Origin of the sequence: Microcoleus sp. MON1_C1 (genome assembly GCF_036701945.1) — a bacterium.
Classification (GTDB): Bacteria; Cyanobacteriota; Cyanobacteriia; order Cyanobacteriales; family Microcoleaceae; genus Microcoleus.
Window position 1 is genome coordinate 1 of record NZ_JAUBRO010000013.1, and the last position, 19,048, is coordinate 19,048.

Annotated in this window: 6 protein-coding genes; 3 read left to right on the forward strand and 3 right to left on the reverse strand. The window is 47.9% G+C overall.

Translation table 11 applies throughout. The features are described from left to right. The 3 genes from QUA62_RS09525 to ppsA form a co-directional block, all read right to left on the reverse strand. The coding region (locus tag QUA62_RS09525) for a DUF4347 domain-containing protein (protein ID WP_333403576.1) at window positions 1-5,477 on the reverse strand (5,477 nt) is incomplete at its 3' end. Between the two features lie 1,500 nt (window positions 5,478-6,977). Further along, a complete protein-coding gene (locus QUA62_RS09530) occupies window positions 6,978-7,298 on the reverse strand; it encodes a DUF6464 family protein (RefSeq protein WP_333403577.1) in 321 nt (106 codons plus the stop codon). 445 nt (window positions 7,299-7,743) lie between these two features. After that, complete coding sequence (gene ppsA / locus QUA62_RS09535) at window positions 7,744-10,221, reverse strand: phosphoenolpyruvate synthase (RefSeq protein ID WP_333403578.1); 2,478 nt, start codon at window positions 10,219-10,221, stop codon at window positions 7,744-7,746. Between the two features lie 262 nt (window positions 10,222-10,483). Here ppsA and QUA62_RS09540 point away from each other — a divergent pair, with 262 nt between their 5' ends. The 3 genes from QUA62_RS09540 (at window position 10,484) to QUA62_RS09550 (ending at window position 18,962) form a co-directional block, all read left to right on the forward strand. Further along, entirely contained in the window at window positions 10,484-10,615 is a 132-nt protein-coding gene (locus QUA62_RS09540; RefSeq protein ID WP_333403579.1) for a hypothetical protein, read from the forward strand. Between the two features lie 377 nt (window positions 10,616-10,992). After that, window positions 10,993-17,490 carry a PAS domain S-box protein gene (locus tag QUA62_RS09545; protein ID WP_333403580.1) on the forward strand — a complete coding sequence of 2,166 codons (6,498 nt, stop codon included), beginning with the start codon at window positions 10,993-10,995 and terminating at the stop codon, window positions 17,488-17,490. Window positions 17,491-17,741: 251 nt separating this feature from the next. Continuing rightward, window positions 17,742-18,962, forward strand: coding sequence for a hybrid sensor histidine kinase/response regulator (locus QUA62_RS09550; protein WP_333281085.1), 1,221 nt, complete (start codon window positions 17,742-17,744; stop codon window positions 18,960-18,962). The last annotated feature ends 86 nt before the right edge of the window (window positions 18,963-19,048 follow it).

Sequence of the window (19,048 nt, forward strand, 5' to 3'; positions counted from 1 at the left end):
AAGTCGATGTTGTTGCCGTTGTCGCCGACTATGGTGTCGGCACCGCGATCGCCGTACAATGTGTCTCCATTGCGATCGCCAAAAACGCGATCGTCTTGTTTGCCGCCAAATACGGCATCGTTGTCTTTGCCGCTGTAAACGATGTCGTCGCCCAGGCCTGCTGCGATGAAGTCTCGCTGTTGGTCGGCATAAAGGATATCGCTGCCGCCTTCACCTAACACTGTGTCGTCGCCGCCTTTGGAGAGAAACAGTTGGTTAGTTTCGTTTCCTGTTAAGGAATCGTTTCCTTCAGTCCCGATGCGGGTGTTTTGGATGTCGATGAGTTGTGCGGCGTTGGAGTCGAAGTTGAGTATGGGCGAAGGCTGGGGGGGGGTAAATGTGATGTTCGGCGGCTGGGGCAAGGGGTCGCAACCACAACTGGTATCCGGTTCGGGTACTGGGTTGAAGATAGGGGTTGGTTCTGGGGCTGGTTCCGGCGCTGGTGTTGGCGCGGGTGTTGGTGTTGGTTCCGGCGCGGGTGTTGGTGTTGGTTCCGGCGCGGGTGTTGGTTCCGGCGCGGGTGTTGGTTCCGGCGCGGGCGCGGGTGTTGGAGTTGGTTCCGGCGCGGGCGCGGGTGTTGGAGTTGGTTCCGGCGCGGGCGCGGGTGTTGGTATTGGTTCCGGCGCGGGTGTTGGTTCTGGGACGGGTGTCGGTTCCGGTTCTGGGACGGGTGTCGGTATCGGGGCGGGTGTCGGCGTCGGCGCGGGTGTTGGTGTTGGTTCTGGGACGGGTATCGGTTCCGGTTCTGGGACGGGTGTTGGTTCTGGCGCGGGTGTCGGCGTCGGCGTCGGCGCGGGTGTCGGCGTTGGTTCCGGTTCTGGGACGGGTGTTGGTTCTGGCGCGGGTGTCGGCGTCGGCGTCGGCGCGGGTGTCGGTATCGATTCTTTAAGGGGAATGAGAGAGACAGTGGCGACTGCCGCACTGGTGGCGCCGAGGTTGTCTGTAGCGCTGTAGGTGAAGTTTGCCCCTGTGAAATTGCCGGACGCCTGGAAGAACAACTCGGTAATTTGCTCGGCTGTTAGGGTTTGACCAGCCGTGACCCGCACTCCCTGGCTGGGATCACCCAAGAACAGCGTGCCTTCATTGGCTGGCGGCAAGGTGTTTACGGTAAAGGAAACCACCGTCCCGTCTGGGTCGGTTCCTCCGAGTCCGGGGATGTTCACGGTTGTTTCCAGCAACAAAGCGACGCTTGAGTTGTTGGCGACGGGTGGCTGGTCGCCCGTCGCTAATAGTGCTAGCAGGGAGGCTGTAGCGGGGGCTGGACTGATGGCGCCGCGGCGGTCTGTGGCGCTGTAGGTAAAGTTGGTGGCTGCGAATTCGCTGGTTGCTTGGAAGAATAACTGGCTGATTTGAGTTGTGCTCAGTCTTTGGCCTGCCGTGATCCTGATTCCCTGGCTGGGATCGCCCAAGAACAGGACGCCTTGATTAGTGGGTGGCAGGGTGTGGATGGTGAAGAATTCGATCGAGTCGTCGGGGTCTTTGGCCGTCAGCCCTGTGAGGTTGACCGTGCTGTTTGGCGCTAGGGTCTTGCTGAAGTTTGTGGGTACCGGCGGGTAGTTGAACGCCAGCGACACCAGAGAAACTGTGGCTGCAGGACTGCTGCCACCGAGATTGTCCTTGCTGGTGTAGCTAAAGTTTGCCCCTGTAAAATTGCCGGCCGACTGGAAGAATAACTGCGTCATTTGCTCGGCTGTCAGGGTTTGACCAGCCGTGACGGCGACTCCCCCCGTTGCGGGGTCGCCCAATAACAGGACGCCTTGATTTGCCGGCGGCAGGGTGCTGATGGTGAATGTAACCACTGTGCCGTCTGAGTCTCTGCCTCCGAGCCCGCTAATTTGGACAACGCTGTTGGGCGCTAGCGCAGCGTTGCTACTGTTGGCTGATGGAAGTTTGTTGGGTGTTGCCTGCGCGCTGATGGCGGTGGTGACAGTGGCTCTGGACTCGGAACCGTTGTTATTGCTGGGTTCGGGGTCAAAAGTGGTTGATCGACTCTGGGAAGTATTGCTAATGCTGCCCGTCGCTGGAACGACTACTGTTACCTCGCGGTTGATGTTGCTGCCGCTAGTCAAACTGGGAATTGTTGGGAAGGTGACAACCCCTGTCAGGGGGTCGTAAGTGCCGTTATCGGATGCGCTGACTCCCGTTAAACCGGGAATGATGCTGTCTGTAATCACTACGTTTTCAGCAGCATTCGGCCCATTGTTGGCGGTAGTTATAGTATAAGTTACGGAACTACCAGCAGGAGCAGATGTGAGACCGCTTTTGGACGTAACCAGGTCGGCCACAGGATCGATCGAGGTGGTGACTCGGCCCCCCGCCTCACCGGGCACTGCGAGTGTCGAACCGTTGTTGTTCGTTAAGTCAGGGTCTGGAGTGTCCGACCGGCTCAATACAATGTTGGTGATGCTCGTCAGGGTAGGCGGGGGTACAAAAATTAGGCGGCGGGTGACACTGCTGCCGCTGGCTAAAGTCGCGATCGCTGGGAACTCGATCGTCCCTGTGGCAGAATTGTAGGTTCCGCCGTCGAATACGGTGACTCCCGTTAAGCCGGGAATCAGGCTGTCGGTGATGACTACGTTGGTCGCGGGACTCGGCCCGTTGTTGGTAGTAGTAATTGTATAAAGGAGCGTGTCGCCCACCTTGATGCTGGTCGGAGCCGTTTTTTGGGTGACAACATCGGCCACAGCATCGATCGAGGTAGTGACGGTGGCGTTGGGGTTTGTACCGTTGTTGTTGGCCGGAGTGGAGTCGGGAGTGATGGAGGTACTTCTTGCCGTGTTGCTGATGGAAGTTAGGGTGGGCGGTACTTTGAAGCCGATCGTCCGGGTGACTGTCTCCGCGTTGGCGATCGCCACGGGCGCGAAGGTGACAATGCCTGTCGCTGGATCGTAAACGCCGCCGTTAGATGCCGTGACTCCGGTTAACCCGGGAACTATGCTGTCAGTGATGGTTACAGTTTCTGCAGGACTCGGCCCTAAGTTGACTGTGGCGATCGTATAGCTGACTGAGCTACCGGCGCGAGCATCCGTAGAGCCGGTTTTGGTGGTTGCCAGATCCGCGTTGGGCGCAATACTTGTCGTAACCGTAGAGTTAGTGGGAGTGCCGTCTTTGTTGGTTGCCGAGCCGTTGTTGTTAGTGAGGATCGGATCGAAAGTCGCCGCGCTACTCCGGGCGGTGTTGCTGATGTCGGTACGGGTGGCTGGGGCAATGAAACTGATGGTGCGGGTCGCAGTAGCCGCATTTGCCAGCGCTGTCAGTGCTGGGAAGGTGACAATGCCCGAAACTGGGTCGTAACTGCCGCCGTCCGATACGCTGACTCCTGTTAAACCCGGAATAATGCTGTCAGTGATGGTCACATCGGCAGCGGGGTCTGGCCCTATGTTAGTGGTAGTCAATGTGTAGGCGACGCTTGACCCGGCCGAAGTAGTCACAGGGCCACTTTTGGTAGTAACTAAATCCGCGACTGTATCGACAACTGTGGTAAAGACTACACCAGGCGCCTCGATTTGCCCTGGCGCAAGCACACCGCTGTTGTTGCTAAGGTCGGGGTCGAAAGTCGAGCTAGTGCTGAATGCAACGTTGGCAAAACTCCTACCGCTGGTTAAACCGGGCGGCAAATCAATTGTCAGGGTGTAAGTCACAGTCTCGCCGGCATTGAGAACCGGAATTAACGGCCAGGTGACAGCCTTCGTTTGGTTCACGTAAGTGCCGTTGTTGGAGGCACTGAGAACCGGGGGCAATCCGCCCGGACGCAGCAGTTCTACAGGTATTTCGTCTTGAATCAGAACATTTGTAGCAGGCGCTGGCCCCTTGTTTACTGTAGTAATCGTGTAGGTAATGCTGCCTTGGGACTTGACGAACTGCGGACCGGTCTTAATAGTGGCAACCTCTGCGGCGATACTGGGAGGATTGATAGTTTCAACTACCACGTTTTGAAGTTCGTGAATGTTGTTGGCGCCTCCGGTGGAACTGCCAAAACCAAATTTGAAAAGTGGCGGTACTGGGCCGTTTTCGGTGGCCAAGTTGGGGATGTCGATCAATGTAGTTTCGTAGATGTCGTCGAAATTTTCATCGAAGGCAACGGTGAGGCGAGAGGGATTCACCGGATCGTTAGATGGATTCAGCGTAATTTGAACGGATCTTTTGGCTAAATTGCGATCGCTCGTGAACGTATTGCTGAAGTTAAAACTGCTGCCGGGTTCAGGGCCACTAAAGTCAATGCTCGTAGGAATGTTATCGATGCCGAAGGGAACGATCGCATTTGTTAAAAACTTATAACCATCTGCTTCCTTGCCTCTAACCGTTACTGAATCAGGTCTGAAAGAACCAATAGAGGAGCCGGGAATCGGAGGTGGCTGCGGGCCGGAGCGCCCTTCTGTGGATGTGGAAAAATTGCCAAACTCGTCAAGTCCAATGCCTAAATAACCTCCCTTAATACCGGGTATACCCGTTCGTGGAGCGTAGGCCAGAGAACCACCATAACCCCCAGTCCTTGTTGGGCTAACAGTGCCGTCAATCAAGAAGAAACCCAGACCATCCCCTGGCTGAGGGCTAATAAAGGGGCCCTCAGCCCTATATTGCTGGTTTGAATTGTAAGAATAAAAATCAAACTGGACTCTGAGACCGTCGGTTGAAGGAATGGGGTTGTTGTAGATGACAAAGGCTTCCCTATCACCTGCTGCTGGAGTTAATTGCAGAGCGCCATCCCCGGGAGTCGAACCGCCCAAAGCCGGAAGTACGCCGGATACTGTGCCTCCGGTAATGCCGGGGATACGTTGATTGGCTGCTGGAACCCCGCTGGTGGGATTGAACAGTGCCCCGTTGTTTCCCCCGTAAATCCAAGGCCCCCTAACTGTGGAGTTTTTGAAAGTTTCGTTAACTAATGTGCCGAGGGCGTAAGGGTAGGCTTCGAGCACTTCTTTTTCAATGGCGATTCTCGCTTTTATTTCCCCGGTCGCAAATTTTAATTGCCAGTCGCCGCCGAGTGCCGCACTCCCCGTCAAGTTGTCGGAAGCTGCAATATCTGCACCGACCATCAAGCTCAGCCGCCGCACGAAGGCCTCGCCGCTTTCCCCCGCTGCGACGCTGCACCCGAATAACAAGATATCTCCTCTCTCGCTGAGGGCTTTTCCCCACTGCTGTAACAAATGGCTGTAGGTTTCTAAGTTCTCGTTGCAGAGTTCGATCGACCCTAGCTGCACCCCCGCTTCTCGACCGTGAGAAACTATCTGAAGGCTGTCTAAATCGCTGTAATGGGTCAAAATTCTAGTAATTTGCTCGACTCCATCCCGCGTCGAGTCCAGTACAAATACCTCTGTATCGGCTGTTGCTCCTCTTGCCAAGCTGTCGCCGTTCTCTACTCTGGCATCGAGGAACAGTACATTTTTTAGAGTCCGAGGGGGCAACCACGGGGGGTTTGCCCCTACGGTTGCTCGCAAAAATTCTCTGTGGGGATGCCCAATTCTGATGTCGCCACGAAGTTTCTGGGACAGGAAACACTCCTCTGTTTTTACTTGTTTTATTGGTTTTTTCTGATGATAAGTTGCTGTTGATTGGGAGTTAGCGCCCGCAATCCTTGCGGTGGAGTCACATATTTTGGGGGCGATAAAAATTGGTTTGTTGCAGATGCTTTGCATGGTCAAATTGGCTCACGGATTGTAGATGATGTACCCATTTCCCGATGATCATTATCACCTATTGAAAAGGTTTAATTGCAGAGTAAGAGGCTCTGCTGCTTGACTTGGAACAAGAGCAAAAAGCGAATTTTACTCAGCACAAAGCAGTGCTATATTGATATTTGATAGCATTGCCAATATCGCCTGCAGAAGCGCTGAGGATTTGGGGGTTAAATCCCCATAATCTCTCTATCGGGTGATATTTTGCCTTCGGCTTTTTTCTTTTCTGTTAGCGAGTGTATCTGTTACACGCTTATCTCTTACATAGCGCAGTAGATAATAACACGAGTTCTCAAAAAATTACTTAATGAGGTTTTCTGTACATCGTCTAATGCACTTTAATCTGCAGAGAAAATTCACTATTTCTAGATGTATAAACCTGGTTTGAGGGACGAAAAGACTTCTTTGCAGCCCTCGCTCCCGGTAAACAACTAGGTTTCTTTGGTTTTGGTGTGCAAGCCCTGTTCACAATAGCAACCAGACATTTATTAGGGAGTTATAGCCGTGACATAATTATGGCGGCCGTGCCCGAAGTGTTATTCAACTGAAATCTTGTACCATTCTCAATAAGCCTTCTATGGGGGGTTCTCCTGCCCAACCCATAAGAAAATTCACTTGTTGTGAAACAGGGCGGAAAGCCTATTCTTGAAAATGGTGCAACATATGAGATTCAATTGAAATTGGCATACCCTGTATCGACGAAGCGTCTTAAAAATTCATGACTTGGAGTCTGGAGATAGCAATCTAGGTTTGAGACTGTTTCGCTACGATCGCAAAAACAGATTAGTGCCGCCCACAAGCAACTTCTCAAGTTGCCAACTTAGAGTCTTCGAGCTGGTTTCTGTTTAAGATAAATGCTCGGGACAATGTTTCGTGCAGAATTTTTTATGATGTTTTGGAGAAACTGATTTGGAGATTTGCCCCTCAGCTACTTACGATTTTTGTTGGCTAATTTTCTTAACTGCAGGAGTTACGCCCAGAAGACTAGAAACCCAATTTATTCCTAGGTTTCTCGCCGCCCAACCAAAATTTATCATCTAAACTTGGTTTCTGATCGTAAATCCTCAACTAGAAAAACACCGATCGCACTCCGCCAGTTATGGCAACTGTAACCAAGCAATAATGCTCGATTAGGTTTTAATTGCTGAGTTTTGGCGTGGGTCGTCCAAAACAAGCTCCAACAAGAATCATTACACGTAAGTATATATTAACTCATTGATTATTACATCCCCAAATAGGCATAGATACAAGCATCAATATAAGCTATATCTTTTCACCGCGAACGTCAAGAGTTCTGGCTTGGTAGTACCGACAATCTTGACAGGGCCCTGAAGGATTGACAGCGCAGCGAATGTAATTAGAGCGGGCGTTATACTCGCAAGTGATATCGCCGATCGGATAACCGAGACCTTGTATGTAGGTGCGATCGGCAGTTGGTAGTTGAGTTCGCAGGGATCTATTGGCTACCGCAAGTCTGGCCGCTGCAATTCTGTCGCGGGCTTGTCCCTGGGCAGAGCGCATCACCCACAAAGACAGCAGCGAGGGAGCTAAACCTATGAAAATAATCAGGAGAGCAGTTAGCACTTTTTCAGAGCTTATGTGGAGAATATTTGTTTTAATTTAGGCGATCGGCAACAGAAAATCATCCCCGAAAAGACGGTTTTAAATCATAAAAGTTCCGAGCCAAGTGTCAAACTATTAAACCGTTAACCGTTTGCTGGCTGGTGAGGAGGGCGCGAGCTGTTGGAGCCGCTTTCTTCGTAAAGCGCATCGCCAGGGCCCAACAAAGCCAGAAGCCCAGGTAGGGTGTGATATTATGTTCAGTCAATTACCCGCAATCGAATAGGTTTGTAGTGACGACTGCAAGTCCTGATAAAAATCAGAGGACTTGGATTCATCACTACAAACGCAAAATCGGTTATTTTACAGGACTAGATATGAGAAACCGGGTCGAGTTCAAAAACAACCAAGTCAGAACATGGGGCAGCTATTGTTTGAGAAACCCGGTTGCTCTCAAAAACCAAAACGGTTAAACCTTAGCAACATCCCCCGCTAAATCCATCAACGAACCCGCACTTTCCACCTTAGCAACATCTAACAAAGTCTTCAAAACCGAATCGGGATTCAAACTAATCGAATCAATTCCCAACTCAACTAAGAAACGAGCAAACTCAGGATAATCGCTGGGCGCTTGACCGCAAATCCCAATCTTGCGATTGTACTTCTTAGCGGCTTTAATAGCAATTTCTACCATTCGCTTGACAGCTTCATTCCGTTCGTCAAAAATGTGCGCGACTAAAGCAGAATCCCGGTCTAATCCTAATGTTAGCTGAGTTAAATCGTTAGAGCCGATCGAGAATCCGTCAAAAACTTGGGCGAATTCGTCAGCAAATATCACATTGCTCGGCAATTCGCACATCACATACACTTGCAAGCCGTTCTCGCCCTTGACTAAACCGTTTTTTGCCATCTCTGCCAACACTTTTCGCCCTTCATCCGGGGTGCGACAAAATGGAATCATCGGAATCACATTTGTCAAGCCCATTTCGTCGCGAACTCGCTTTAATGCTTTGCATTCCAAAGCGTAAGCTTCGCGGTAATTTGGGTCGTAATAGCGAGAGGCGCCGCGCCACCCGATCATCGGGTTTTCTTCCTTGGGTTCAAACTGCCGCCCTCCCAAAAGGTTAGCATATTCGTTGCTCTTGAAATCGCTCATCCGCACGATAACTGGATTTGGATAAAATGCGGCGGCAATTGTGGCAATTCCGTGGGCGAGTTTGTCGGTGAAGAAATCGGGTTTGTGTGGGTAAAGTGCTGTCAGTTCTGCAATCTCTTCTTTGACTGATTCATCTACCAATTCGTCAAAGTGAATTAGTGCCAGCGGGTGTGCTTTAATGTGATTGGCAATGATGAATTCCAGTCGCGCCAAGCCTACGCCGTCGCAAGGAATTGCTGATAAACCAAAGGCTTCTTCTGGGTTCCCGACATTCATTAAAATTTGAGTGCGGGTGCGGGGTAAATTCTCGATCGCAGTTTCTTGAATTTCAAAAGGAAGCAAACCGGCATAAACTTTGCCTTCGTCTCCTTCTGAACAAGAAATCGTGATTTCTTGCCCGTTTTTCAAGATTTGGGTGGAGTCGCCGGTGCCGACAATGGCGGGAATTCCCATTTCTCTGGCGATGATGGCGGCGTGACAAGTGCGGCCGCCGGAATTGGTGACGATCGCACTTGCTTTTTTCATAATCGGTTCCCAATCCGGGTCTGTTTTGTTGGTAACTAAAACTTCTCCTGATTGAAATTCAGCGATTTTGTGAACATCTAAAATTACGCGGGCTTTGCCTTGTCCGATTGATTCCCCAACGGCGCGTCCTTTTGCTAAAACTGCACTGGTGCCTTGCAATTTGTAGTTTCGCAAAATTTTAGCCGACTTTTGAGATTGTACTGTTTCGGGTCGGGCTTGGACGATAAACAATTCGCCCGTATTGCCGTCTTTTGCCCACTCAATGTCCATCGGGGTATAAGTTCCGCGCACTTTAGAGTAGTGTTCTTCGATCAATACTGCCCATTTTGCTAGTTGCAGAATTTCATCATCTTGTATAGCAAATTTATTTTTTTCGGCTGCTATGACGGAGACGTTTTTGGTGTATTTAGAACCGCCGATATCGTACACCATTTTGAGTGTTTTGCTGCCGAGTCGTTTGTCTAAAATCGGGAGAAAACCTTGTTTTAATGTTGGTTTAAACACGAAGTATTCGTCGGGGTTGACGGTGCCTTGGACGACGTTTTCGCCTAATCCGTAGGCGGCGGTGACTAATACGGCGTTTTTGAATCCGGTTTCGGTGTCGATGCTGAACATGACGCCGGAGGATGCTAAGTCCGATCGCACCATTTTTTGGACGCCGACTGATAGGGCGACTTCAAAGTGATCGAAACCTCGCTGTTGGCGGTAGGAAATCGCGCGATCGGTGAATATGGAAGCAAAACATTTGTGACAGCATTCGAGGACGCCAGCGCAAGCTTGGACGTTGAGGTAGGTTTCTTGCTGTCCGGCGAAACTGGCGTCTGGTAAGTCTTCGGCGGTGGCGGAGGAACGCACTGCTACGTCTGTACTGTCGCCGTAGCGATCGCACAATTTTTCGTAAGCATCTGCGATCGCCGCTTGTAGTTCTCGCGGAAATGGTGTGTCCAGAATCAGTGCCCGCGCTTGCTTGCCTTTTTGTCGCAGGTTCTGCAGATCTTCTACGTCTAAATCGGCAAAAATTTCGCGCAATTTAGCTTCTAAACCCGCAGACTGGATGAAGTACCGATAAGCGTGTGCTGTAGTTGCAAATCCGCTGGGAACTCTGACTCCTTGGGCGGTTAACTGTTGAATCATTTCGCCTAAAGAAGCATTTTTTCCGCCTACTAATGGGATGTCGGCGATGCCGACTTCATCAAACAACAATACTAAGGCTTTTTCTTTGGGAATTAAACCGACTCTTTGTTCAATTGCTAAATTGTCGAGCATTGCTTTTTACCTCTCAACTTCATCTCATTTCTGTTCAAGGACAGAAAACAAAAGACAGCTTATTTTTAATTGTAATTTTGTTACCAAAATTCTCTGATTTTTTCCTAGGCTGTATCAACCGAGTATTCGATTGCCTCTATTTCAAGATTATCACTTTTTTGCTAAATAGCAAGGCCTGTGGAGATTTTTTATTTGATTGCAAAAAGTAAAGAAATCGCAGTAATGAGTTTATCTAAGGTATCATAAAAGAACTGGTAAAAATATGAATAGCGAAGATAGTTCCCACCGCTTTTTTGGCGTTGAGCGCTCATTGGTGCGGGGATATCGCTCGGATGGTGTTGCTAGCGGAATTGACAGACAACAAAGGATGGAGTTCGATCGCGCGATCGGCTGACTCCGCCCAAAAACAGATACTTACTTTCCGACAGGAGCCGTGAGTCACCCAAAATTTTAGATTCTAGTTCAACTTCCCCGATTCATCTGTGGACTTAATCTAAAATTTAAAACCTAAAATCGACTGACCGGGGTGCTAGCCCAAAAAAACACAACACCCAGCAGCTTAGTTTTTTCCTGAAACCGAGATCCTAAAAACCGTAAAATTTTGGCCTCTGATTGCGTGGATCTACTTAGAGCAAAAAAACAGTCGCATAGAGTGGATTGTAATTATTGAACCGCAGAGTTTTTAACTTGGAGCCGCGAGATTTGGAGCGAGGGAACTATTTATATGCTATAATTGTTTTCTCGACTGCTTTATGACAAAGAACAAGGTATATGATATCAGTTTTGAGCCCCCCCGCAAAGCGAAACGGCTTTAAAGTTCTTCTGGTCGAAGACAATCAAGCAGAAGCCGATCTGATCGAAGAATTATTATTAGAAACAAATCTCAGTAGAGCCCAACCCCAAAGGCTATCAGTAAGTTGTACAGACCGTCTCAGCAAAGCGCAGAAACTTTTGGTCAGCGAACATTTTGATGTGATTTTACTAGATCTTTCGCTGCCCGACAGCCAAGACTTAAATACAATTGTCAAAATACAAGAATATAGCCTAAATACTCCGATTGTCGTACTGACTGCCCGCAACGATGAAGAGCTTGCCGTGCAGTCAATCCAAGCGGGAGCTCAAGATTATTTAGTCAAGCGAAAAATCGACAGCGAAGTGTTAATTAGATCGCTTCGCTACGCAGTCGAGCGACAGCACAACCAAGAAGCTTTGCGAAAAAGCGAAGAAAAATATCGCTCGGTAGTCGAGAATTCTCTCGTCGGAATTGCCATTCTGGCTCCTCCTATTTCCCCCTCAGCCCCAGAAAAATGCGAGTGGTTGGAAGTGAACGATGCTTTTTGCAATTTGCTGGGATACGATCGCCAAGATTTTTTGCACGAGAATTGGGATAGGTGGGTTTTTCCTGAAGATGTGCAGCCTACCTTAGAGCAATTAAATAAAATTTTTGCAGGGGAGAGTGAAGGCTATGTTTTAGACCAAAGGTGGCGGAAAAAAGACGGAAAAACAGTTTATACTAGAGTTTCCATGCGCTGTATTCGCGCCCTCGACGGCTCGATCGACCACCTGATTAAAGTAGTCTTGGATGTGAGCGATCGCTACCGTTACGAAGCTCAATTAAAAGCATCAGAAGAGTTTTTAAATCACACGATTAATTCTACTCCTGACCCGATTTTTGTCAAAGATGAGCAGCACAGATGGATCGTATTAAACGATGCTTTTTGCAATTTGATAGGGAAAAGGCGATCGGAACTGATTGGCAAGTCAGGATACGATTTTTTCCCCCCAGATCAAGCGGCTTTTTTTTGGCAACAAGACGAGCAAGTATTGCAAAGATGTATTTCTCAGGAAACGGAAGAAAATTTTACCGATGGCGGCGGAAAAGAACGCATTATATCTACCAAAAAAACAGTTTTTAACAACGCCGACGGTCGTAAAATGTTGGTCGGAACAATGCGAGATGTTACCGAATACAAACGCCAACAAATTGCGTTGCAGGAAAGCGAAGCTCGATTTCAAATAATGACCGACAACGTGCCGGGAATGATTTATCGATATCGGCTTTATGTAGATGGTAAAACATCTTTTACTTACGTTTCTTCGGGCAGTTGGCAGCTCTATAATTTAAAACCAGAAGAAATAGAAGAAAATGCTACTTTGGCTTTTGCAACAGTTCACCCAGACGACATCTCAGACTTGCAGCGCTCGATAGCAGCTTCAGCGGCGACTCAGCAAGCTTGGCAACACCAATGGCGGCAAGTTATGGGAGATCGAGTGAAATGGCTGCAAGGCGCGTCCAAGCCAGAAAAGCAAGCCAACGGCGATATAGTTTGGGACGGTTTGGTGATGGATGTTACGGAATTAAAACAAACCCAGCAAGACCGCGATCGATTTTTTAATCTCTCCCTGGATTTACTTTGCATTGCAGGTTTTGATGGCTATTTCAAACGCATCAACCCCGCTTGGTCGAATTTATTAGGTTATAGCAGTAATGAAATCTTAGCCAAACCTTTGATAGAATTCGTCCATCCAGGAGACCTAGAATTTACTGTAGCGGAATTAGAAAAACTTAAAAAAAGCCACCCTGTTATTAGCTTAGAAAACCGCTATCTTTGCCAAGATGGTACTTATAAATGGCTGTCGTGGACAGCATCGCCGTTTGCAGAAGAAGGTTTGATTTATGCAGTGGCTCGCGACGTTACATTTAGCAAGCAAGCTGAAGCTGAATTGCGTAAGAGCGAAGCCACCAACCGCGCTCTTTTAAATGCGATACCAGACATGATATTTCGCTGTCGGGCAGACGGCACTTTTGTAGACTTCAAACCTGCCAAAGATTTCGAGAATATCCTACCACAAAAATCACTAATTGGCAAAAAAGCACAAGACATATTGCCGACTGCTTTTGCTGAAAAAATCTTGTCCGGCAATCAACAAGCGATCGACAATGGCGAGATTCAATTCGTAGAATATCAAATGCCAGTTAATGGTGAACTGTACGATTTTGAAGCGAGAATTGTCTTCTGCACGGAGGACGAAATTATCGCGATCGTCCGCGATATCACTCAACGCAAACGCTCTGAGTCAGTCCTCCAGAGGCAAGCAGCAGCCATGGCCCAAGCTTCCGAAGGTATCGCCATATTCAGTGCCGACAAAGAGGTGATTTATTGCAACGCAGCCCGAGTAAAAATCTACGGTTACGACTCTCTCGAAGAAATCTTAGGTAAAAGTTGGACAACATTCTACCAAGGTGCAGAGCTGCAAAGGTTCGAGCAAGAAGTCCTGCCGACTTTAGTGCAGAAAGGTTCTTACAGCACCGAAGCAGTAGGATGCCGTCGCGACCGCTCGGAAGTCCCTATAGATGTCTCGCTGACAATGCTGCCCGGCGGGGAAATCATTTGCATTGTTCGCGATATTTCCCAAAGAAAAAAAACAGAAGCAGCACTGCGGGAAAGCCAGCGGTTCGCTCAACAAATTGCTGGGGCAAGTCCTAATATGTTGTATGTTTATGACTTAATAGAACAAAAAAATATCTATGCGAACGCTTCTATATACCGCATTCTCGGCTATACAGTAGAGGAGATTCAGGCAATCGGGCCGTGGATGATGTCAACTTTAATGCACCCGGAAGATGCAATCAAAATACCTGATTATTTACAGCAAGTCGAAACTGGTGCGGAAGGGGATATCTTTGAAATTGAATACAGAATTAGGCACAAGGATGGTTTTTGGCGCTGGATTGTCAGCCGAGATACTGTATTTGCAAAAACAGCAGATGGTAAGTTAAAACAAATTCTCGGCACGGGAACTGATATTACAGAAAGCAAGCAAGCAGAAGATGAAATAAAGCTGTTGCTGGCAGCAACTCAAGCCATTAGTCAGTCGGCCGATTTTCACAGCGCCCTCCCAGATATCCTGCGGTTGCTGTGCAATGCGATCGGCTGGAATTTTGCGGAAGCTTGGATACCGACTGCTAATGGTACTTTTTTGGAACACAGCGAAACTTGGTACGCTAGCGATCGCGATTTAGATAAGTTCGGCCGCGAAAGTAGAAAAATTAGATTCGCCGCCGGAGTGGCAGTACCGGGACGGATTTGGTCAACCAGAAATGTAGAATGGATTGAAGATATTTCTCTAGCTAAAAATCATCTTTTTACCCGATCGCAGATGGCGGCATCAGTCGGATTGAAAGCTTGTTTTGGAGTGCCAATTCACGCTAGCTCCAAGGTGCTGGCAGTTTTAGTATTCTGCAAGCGCGACCGCTCGATTATGGAACCGCGTATTGTAGAGTTGGTTAAGGCTGTAGCGACTCAGTTGGGCGATCATATTCAGCGCAAACAAGCCGAAGAAGAATTGCGTAAAAGTGAAGAACGCTGGCAGTTAGTTCTCAAAGGCAATCAAGACGGAATTTGGGATCTGAATCTTCAAACAAATGAAGCTTTTCGCTCGGCCCGCTGGCACGAAATTATCGGTTACGCAGAGGGCGAAATAGACAGTTGCAACCGCGCATGGATCGATCGCATCCATCCAGACGATCGCTCGCGAGTGCAAGCAGCAATCCAAGATTATCTCGATCGCCAAACCCCCAATTACGCCGCCGAATACCGCTTGCAGTGCAAAGACGGCAGCTATAAGTGGGTGCTCGCCCGCGCTCAAGCAGTGTGGGACGAAGCCGGAAACCCTCTGCGGATGGTGGGTTCGATGACGGATATCAGCCATCGCAAAGCAGCAGAATTAGCTTTACTGCAGGTCACTCAAGCCGTCGAAAGTACCAGCGATGCGATCGTGATCGCCGACTTGAAAGGGCGGTCTATTTACCACAATCAAGCCTTCATTCAGCGCTACGGCTACACGGTGGAAGAACTCAATGATATTGGCGATATGACCGCGCTTTACGTCCGGCATAAAAATTACAAACAAATTTATAAAAGCCTTCGCCAAGGTCGCTCGTGGTGTGGCGAAGTGGCCATGCGAACTAAGAGCTACGAAGCAGTAACTGCTCTCGTGCGAGCCGACAGTATTCAAGATAGTAATGGTAATTACATCGGCTTAATAGGAGTAATTACTGATATCACAAAACGCAAAGAATCAGAAGTAATTTTGCGCCAAAAGTTAAGGCGGGAACACTTGGTAGTAGCCATGCTAGAACGCATTAGATCTTCTCTCAATCTTGAAGAAATTCTTACCAAAAGTGTCGAAGAAGTGCGGCAGTTTTTGCAAGTAGACCGTACTATTATTTACCAATTCAATCCGGAGTGGAGCGGATTTATCGCTGTCGAGTCGGTTGCCGAAAATGTCCGACCAATTGTAGGAACGGAAATTTATGACCCCTGTTTTGGGGCAGCCTACGTTCCTCTTTACCTAGACGGCAGAATTAGAGCCACAGAAGATGTTTGCAATGCCGGCCTGGCCGACTGCCACTTGGCTTTGTTGACTCGGCTCGATGTGAGAGCGAATCTGGTAGTGCCGATTTTGCAAGGCGAAAAGTTGTGGGGGCTGTTAATTGCCCACCACTGCACGGGCCCGCGTCCCTGGCAGCAATTCGAGGGAGAGTGCCTAAAACAATTGGGGGTGCAGTTGGCGATCGCCATTCAACAATCGACGCTATTTGAACAAGCACAAACCGAAATTGCCGATCGCAAACTTGCAGAAGCCGCCCTGCAATTAGCTAAAGAAGCCGCCGAATCCGCCAACCGCGCTAAAAGCGACTTTCTCGCCAATATGAGCCACGAATTGCGGACGCCTTTGAACGGGATTTTGGGATACATTCAACTGCTCAAAGTGGAGAAAAACTTTACCGCCGATCAGCAGGAAAGTCTTAACAACATTCACCAGTGCGGCAACCACCTGCTGATGCTGATTAATGATGTTTTAGACCTCTCAAAAATCGAAGCTAGTAAAATGGAGCTGTCGCTGACAAACGTGCATTTTTCCAGTTTTGTTAAAAGTATTATTGATTTGTTCCAGATGCGATCGGCTCAAAAAGGGATTGCCTTTAATTACGAGCAGATTTCAGCGCTCCCAGAGGGCATTTTGGCAGACGAAAAAAGGTTGCGTCAAGTTTTGATTAATTTGCTCAGCAATGCCGTTAAGTTTACGAACACCGGCAGCGTTACATTCAAAGTCGGTTATGCAGAAAATTTCCCCGATAATTATCCTCAAACCAAGTGCGAAACTTGTAATTTGACAGCGGAAATTGCCACTAAAACGATGATCGATTTGACCGCGAATTTAGACGCGCAGCAAATGTCGCTCCCGCCGCTGGGAACAAAAGAAGCGCCCGAGGTGATAGCAGCAGACAATACCGGCGATCGTGCCCCTACGCCTAAAATTCGCTTTCAAATCGAAGATACCGGCATTGGCATCGGGCAGAATAAATTAGAAGAAATATTTTTGCCTTTTCATCAAGTGGGCGATCATAACAATTTCGTCGAAGGTACGGGACTGGGACTTTCCATCAGCCAAAAATTAGTCAAAATGATGGGCAGCCAAATTCGCGTCCAAAGTACCTCCGGCAAAGGCAGCATATTTTGGTTGGATCTAGACTTGCCAGCAGTCGCCCAGTGTTCGGAAGTCCCCTGCCGGCAAGAAAAAAGGCAGCTTGTAGGTTTTATCGGCGCCCAGCGGAAAGTGCTAATAGTGGACGATCACGAAGTAAATCGCGCCATGTTGCACAGGCTGCTTTTTCATTTAGGCTTTGAAATTGCAGAAGCTACAGACGGCGAAGACTGCTTGCACAAAGCACAGGAATTTCTACCGGATATAATTTTAATGGATTTGCTGATGCCCGTAATGAACGGTTGGGAAGCTACCAGGCGGCTGCGACAGTTGCCGGAATTAAAAGATACGGTTATCCTTGCTTTGTCCGCTAACGTTTACGAGACTACCAAGCAAGAGAGTATACTTGCAGGTTGCGATAATTTTCTCACCAAGCCGATTCAAACTAACGAGCTTTTAGAATTATTGCGCCTGCATTTGAGACTAGAATGGGTTTACGAAGAAAGAGCACAAAGCAAAAAGCGGATCGATCAAACTGCAAAAGCCTGTTCTGAGATTGCTGCTGCTGACTCAACGATGGTGTCTCCTGCCTCAGAGTCAGTCTTGGCGTTGTTAAGATTGGCTGCAATGGGCGATATTGAAGCTATTCTGGAAGAAACTGCTAAACTCGAACATTCTGACGCGACATTAGTGCCTTTCGTTCATCACCTGCGCCAACTTGCTAAAGGATTTCAGCTCAAGCAAATTCGAGATTTTTTGAAGCAACATTTGTCCTAAAATTGACGGTAGCTAACAGATAAGTCAAAATCAGTTAAATCTCGCGCGCTGAGTACCATTCTCAATCAGGGGCTCTGCCCTCCCGCGAAGCGACAACTTAATTTGCTTGGGCGGCCCTGACTCGCAGCGGGCTCCTCAAAAAGTGATTGGAAATAAAAGCATCTAGGAAGCAACCGGATTTCTAGAGCTGCAGAAAATCACTTGAATCCGATTTAAACTCACAACCCACAACTAAAAAGTAAAAAAATTGAATGTTTCCCTTGAATATGAACGATAAGAATTCCGAAAGAAGCATCATACTAATTGTCGATGATAACCAAACAAATCTGGACGTACTTTTCGAGTTGTTAAGGAATTACGGGTTTAAAGTATTAGTGGCTCTAGACGGCGAAAGTGCGATCGAGCAAATTGACTACATCCATCCAGACTTGATTCTTTTGGATATCATGATGCCAGGAATTGACGGTTTTGAAACTTGCCGACGTTTGAAAGGAGACTCGTCAACGCAAGATATTCCCATCATATTCATGAGCGCCCTTTCCGATACGCCTGATAAAGTAAAAGGCTTTCAGACAGGAGCAGTTGACTACATCACTAAGCCTTTCCAGCACGAAGAAGTTTTGAGCCGGATTCAAACCCACTTGACAATCCGCAGCTTGCAGAAAAAACTCGAAGAAAAAAACCTCGAACTTGCCCACCTCAACCAAAACCTGGAAAGACTTGTTGAACAAAAAACCAAGCAATTAATAAACCAGGAAAAAACAGCCATCATCGGACGTTTGACCCAGGGAATGGTTCACAACCTCAAAAGTCCCCTGCAAGTGATCCAGACTAGCGTCGATTTGATTGAAACAAAAGCCACACAAATTCAAGAAGACTCTCTGTTTAATTATACTAAGTATATATTTCAAGCTGTCACAAAAATCAATCAGATCATGGATACTCTGATGATGAAAAGCCGAAACGAGCAAAAGCAAGATTTGCACCCTGTGAATATCAACGATTTAGTGCAGCGAGAAATTCAGCTATTGGAAGGCAACCTGTATTTTAAAAATAAGATTAGGAAAAAATACTTTTATGACGAAGAAATTGCCAGTATTCCCTTAATTTATTCCTATCTTTCTCAAGTATTTTATAATTTAATCAATAATGCAATGGATGCTATGTGGGAAAAGAAAAGCAGAGAAATAACTATCGTGACTCGGCAAGACGAGTCGAACATATACATGGATATTGCAGATACGGGATGCGGCATATCATCTGAAGATTTGCCAAAACTTTTTGACCCTTTTTACACATCCAAGCCGCCTAAAGGCGAGGAAAAAACCGAAGGGGAACCGACAGGAACTGGCCTAGGACTTTATACTTGTATTGAACTTTTAAAACCTTTTAACGGTGAGATTGCTATTAGCAGCAATGTCGGTCAAGGCAGCGTGTTTACAGTGGTGCTGCCCAAACCGCAGAAAAATTGAGCGACTCAACTGAGTTAAATGGTGTCCGGTTAGACAACCATAATTAAGTTTGTAATTAAATTTGTAGCAAGGAATGCAAGTCTTGG

Excerpts from the sequence above, each read along its gene's own strand:
- ppsA (WP_333403578.1), bottom strand. The coding sequence starts at position 10,221 with ATGCTCGACAATTTAGCAATTGAACAAAGAGTCGGTTTAATTCCCAAA.
- QUA62_RS09540 (WP_333403579.1), top strand. The coding sequence starts at position 10,484 with ATGAATAGCGAAGATAGTTCCCACCGCTTTTTTGGCGTTGAGCGCTCA.
- QUA62_RS09545 (WP_333403580.1), top strand. The coding sequence starts at position 10,993 with ATGATATCAGTTTTGAGCCCCCCCGCAAAGCGAAACGGCTTTAAAGTT.
- QUA62_RS09550 (WP_333281085.1), top strand. The coding sequence starts at position 17,742 with ATGTTTCCCTTGAATATGAACGATAAGAATTCCGAAAGAAGCATCATA.